A 3,766-nucleotide genomic window follows, 5' to 3' on the forward strand; every position below is an offset into this window, starting at 1 on the left:
GGCCTCGGATCCGCGCTTCGCGTTGGAGGTGGAGCTGCTCTCGCGCATCCATTCCCCCCATGTGCCCGGTCTGCATGACTCCGGCGAGTGGACGAGGTCGGACGGCGCGCACTTTCCCTTCCTCGTCATCGATTGGGTCGACGGCCTGCCCCTCTATTCATGGGCTCGCCTCCAACCGCGCTCCTCCCGAGAGGTGCTGCGCCTGCTGGCTCAGATCGCCCGCGCCCTTCAGGCCGTTCACGCCGCTGGCGGTCACCATCGCGACGTCAAGGGCGACAATGTGCTGGTGCGCCCGACGGACGGGAGCGTGGTGCTGGCCGACTTCGGCTCATGTACCTATCGAGGTGCTCCCATTCTCACCCGCCAGTCCGAGCCCCCGAGCACTCCCCAGTACCAGAGCCCTCAGTCCCAGCTCCACCAATGGAAGTTCCGGCACCAGGCCCCCGTTCGCTACGAGGCCACCCCTGCGGATGACCTCTACGCACTGGGGGTCACCGCGTACCGGCTCGTGGCGGGCAGGTACCCGCTCATTGCTGACGAGCAGGACACGGACGACGAAGATGACGTGTTCTCGCGCTTCCCGTCGCTGGTGCACGCGGAGAACCTGGTGCACCTGGCTCCGGAGCTGGCGAAGTGGATTCGCCAGATGCTCTCCGTGGAGCCTGAGGACCGAGGTAGTGCTGCGGAGCTGGCGTTGGGATTGGACCTCGCGGCGGAGAGGGCTGGACGCGAAGCAGACCGACCCATCACCCCACGGGCGGATGCTGCGCCTCGGCCCTTTGAGTGGAGGAAGTATCTCGCGACGGTGGCAGTGAGTGGGGTGCTGACCGCTGGTGCATGGGGGCTCTTCCTGGCTCCGCCGGGAGGGTCACCCACTGCCCTGGCGAGAGCGCTCACTCGAGCGGTTCAGTCCGTTGCTCAGGAGGGCACGACGGCGGGGCTGGGGGAGGATGCGCGCTCCGAGCCTGTGAGTGCCTGGGAGCCCCTGGCCTCGTATGAAGGGATTGGCGCGGAGGTGCCGAAGAGGCCGCTGCCCAGCCAGCGCGTGCCTCCCTGTAAGAGGCCTGAGGTCGAGATCAACGATGCCTGCTGGCTCCTCCTTGGAAGTGAGAACCCACCCTGCGTTGAGCGCACGTACGAGTGGAAGAAGCGGTGCTACTGGCCCTCCTTCTCGCCGTCTCGCCCGACCACCACCGGCCAGGATCAGTGAGGCGGATTTCCTGCATGATTCTCCCGAACGCTCATCAAGGTGAAGCACCTTTCGGTGGACGGCACGAGAGGCTACCGGACCGCGCGAGGAACCTGCCATGCACCTCGATACGGGGGGGGACGAGTCGTCCATGCGGCCGGCTGGGACGGTCGCCCCTTCTCCCGGGTATGCCCCCGTCTGACCCTTCTCAGCCCTCGCAGTGGCTGGCCCCTCCGTTCCTGCTTACCGCCTGCCTCACGCTGGTAGGCTTCGCGCCATGTGGGGCGTGATGACGATCCGCCAGGATGCGGCGGACCGCCAACGCCTGAGGACCGCGCATAGTTCTAGGCAGTGCAGGCGGACGCTGCCTCTCTATGCGTGCGCGCGGCCTTGGTGGAGATGGAGCAGACCGGCGCCAAGAGGCCGCTGGACACCGAGGTGGCGGGACTTCGCCACGAAGTGGAGCGCCTGGCTCAAGCCTTTGAGCGCCTCACCGACGATCCCCCCGCGCACCGCCCGCTGCTGACCTTTACCTTGCTCCGGGCCATACCGCACGAGAAGGGACCTCAGAACGACTGGGCAGTAGGACAGCGCGCCACTGCTCAGGAGGGTCGCCAGCTGGGGCTTTTCTGATGCGCTGCAGTCCTCTAAGGTCCGCCGCGGCGCCAGTGCCTCCAGCCTGGCTTTGAGGGTGGGACCAGGCTCGATGGACCTCATAGTCGGCCAGATTGAGCGTGTGGAGGGACTCGTCGATTTCGAGCGCGTTCCTGTGATGACCGCCAGCGAGCCCACCTATGCAATGGACTCCTCGGGGCGAAAGTGGATCCGGAAGTCCGTCCTTCATACCGTGCACGAACCGCTCCTTGCCGAAGCACTGGGATGGCTTCTCGCCAGAGCGCTCGGGGTTCGAACGCCAGATGGTGCGATCGGAGGCGAAGGGGACGGGCTCTCGTGGCTCAGTCTTCGTGTGGATGGCGTCACGCACTGGCATCCGTCGAGCATTCACTTCATCAAGAACGCCAAGGAACTTGGCAGGATGCTGGTTCTCGACGTGGTTATTCTCAACGAGGATCGCCATGAGGGAAACATCCTCCTGCAACCCAACCCCGACCAGTACAACCTCGTTGCCTGGGCGATCGATACAGGGGGAGCGCTCATCGGTTTCCCGGAGTCCTTCGCGCAGGCCGGGATGGCGCTGCCGAGCATCGCGAAGCTCGCTCGGGGAATTCCCGTAGAACTCGTGGCCGACGAGGCCCGTGCGACAGCCCTCCAGGCTACCACCTTCAGCCCGTATCTCCTCAGGCGTTTTGTCGAAGAGGCATGCCAGATTGCGGGAGAGCCTAAGGACGGAATACTCTTGGAGGCACTGTCCGCGCGGATGAAGGGTGCGCCAGACCTGACGGAGAAGTACCTACAGAGCATCGAGCAGAGACCATGAGTGCGCGCTTCCGCATCGTTCATTTCGTGCCAGACCCCTTCGCGGGTAGCCGCATCGCCATCGCCGCGATCGTCAACGTAAACGGGCGGTGGGAACTGGCAAGAGCTCGCTCGCTCCCTGGTGTGGCGTGCGCAGGAGGTCTGCGGGCGTACTCCACGATGCAGATGATTCTGGAGCGACTCTCGGCAACTGAACGATTCGACCGCCTCCCGTTCTCCATCGGGCCTCAGGCTGTTCTGGGCGAAGAGATAGAAGTGCCAACAGGCGTCTCTGACCCCGCTGCATGGGTAGAGGCGATGGTGCTCCCGCGACTAGATGACCCCGACGACCAAAAGGACACGAAGCCTCGCGGCCCACACAGGGAAACACTCGGATACCAAGTACTCCAACACTATGGCGTGGGCGAGATTGTTCATCGGCACCTGAAGACGGAGGGCATTCCCGGCGTAGCCGCAAAGGCGGCGAACGACATTTCGCACTACGTCTCTGGAAAGTCAGAGGTGCTCTTGATGGAACCAGTCATCGCAACCCGTGCGAACCTGTCCCAAGATCTCACAAGCATCAGCGAAACGTTTCTCGCCTGGAGAAAGCTCCTCGAACTGTCCCCAGCGAAAAGACATCCCCGTTTCATAGCCTATGTGATGGGGCCAGTAGCCGGATTCACAGAGGCTCAGTCTGTGCTGAGAACGGCTGCTGACATGATCGTAGATATCGACAATCGGTCGGAACGAACTCGGTTTATAGAAGAGATTCGCCGGATCGGCAGCACCGGCGGCGGATCGCAGACGTCATTCCTGCACTGAGCAGTTGCGTCGCGCAGTCATTACCGCAGCGGTGCTGGCCGCCGGCAACGAGCTTGACGTGGGGCTGCTCTGGGATAGCGCTACGTGCGCGCAGACGACATCCTCGGGCCGCTACGACTCGACGTTGAACGACTTTTGGGGCACACAGGCAGGGAACAACTTCAGCAAACCTGCCCCGTCTCTCCCGTTGAACACCGCCGACGGGGCGGCGATGCACTGGACGAACGGGCGCCCATCGTCGCCATGCCCTTCGATGAGGGAGCGGATGATGCCGGCCCTCTCTCAGATGCGGAATCACCCTTCGCCTTTCTCCCGGAGATCCGACTCCCGCGGTGT

At 63.9% G+C, this 3,766-nt stretch carries 4 protein-coding genes; all 4 read left to right on the forward strand.

What is annotated here, in order from left to right; genetic code table 11:
* Positions 1 to 1,210, forward strand: a 1,210-nt coding sequence (locus tag VD972_RS09760; protein ID WP_324984342.1) for a serine/threonine-protein kinase, incomplete at its 5' end; no start/stop codon positions are given.
* A gap of 357 nt (positions 1,211 to 1,567) precedes the next feature.
* Entirely contained in the window at positions 1,568 to 1,822 is a 255-nt protein-coding gene (locus tag VD972_RS09765) for a hypothetical protein (protein ID WP_324984345.1), read from the forward strand.
* A gap of 73 nt (positions 1,823 to 1,895) precedes the next feature.
* On the forward strand, positions 1,896 to 2,627 hold the full coding sequence (locus tag VD972_RS09770) for a hypothetical protein (protein WP_324984348.1): 732 nt from the start codon (positions 1,896 to 1,898) through the stop codon (positions 2,625 to 2,627).
* A complete protein-coding gene (locus VD972_RS09775; protein ID WP_324984350.1) occupies positions 2,624 to 3,430 on the forward strand; it encodes a hypothetical protein in 807 nt (268 codons plus the stop codon). The genes VD972_RS09770 and VD972_RS09775 overlap by 4 nt, the downstream gene beginning before the upstream one ends.
* Positions 3,431 to 3,766: the final 336 nt, after the last annotated feature.

The organism is Hyalangium sp., from assembly GCF_035629615.1.
GTDB lineage: Bacteria > Myxococcota > Myxococcia > Myxococcales > Myxococcaceae > Hyalangium.

Coding starts and splice junctions, on each gene's coding strand:
- VD972_RS09770 (WP_324984348.1), top strand. CDS start 1,896: ATGGACCTCATAGTCGGCCAGATTGAGCGTGTGGAGGGACTCGTCGAT.
- VD972_RS09775 (WP_324984350.1), top strand. CDS start 2,624: ATGAGTGCGCGCTTCCGCATCGTTCATTTCGTGCCAGACCCCTTCGCG.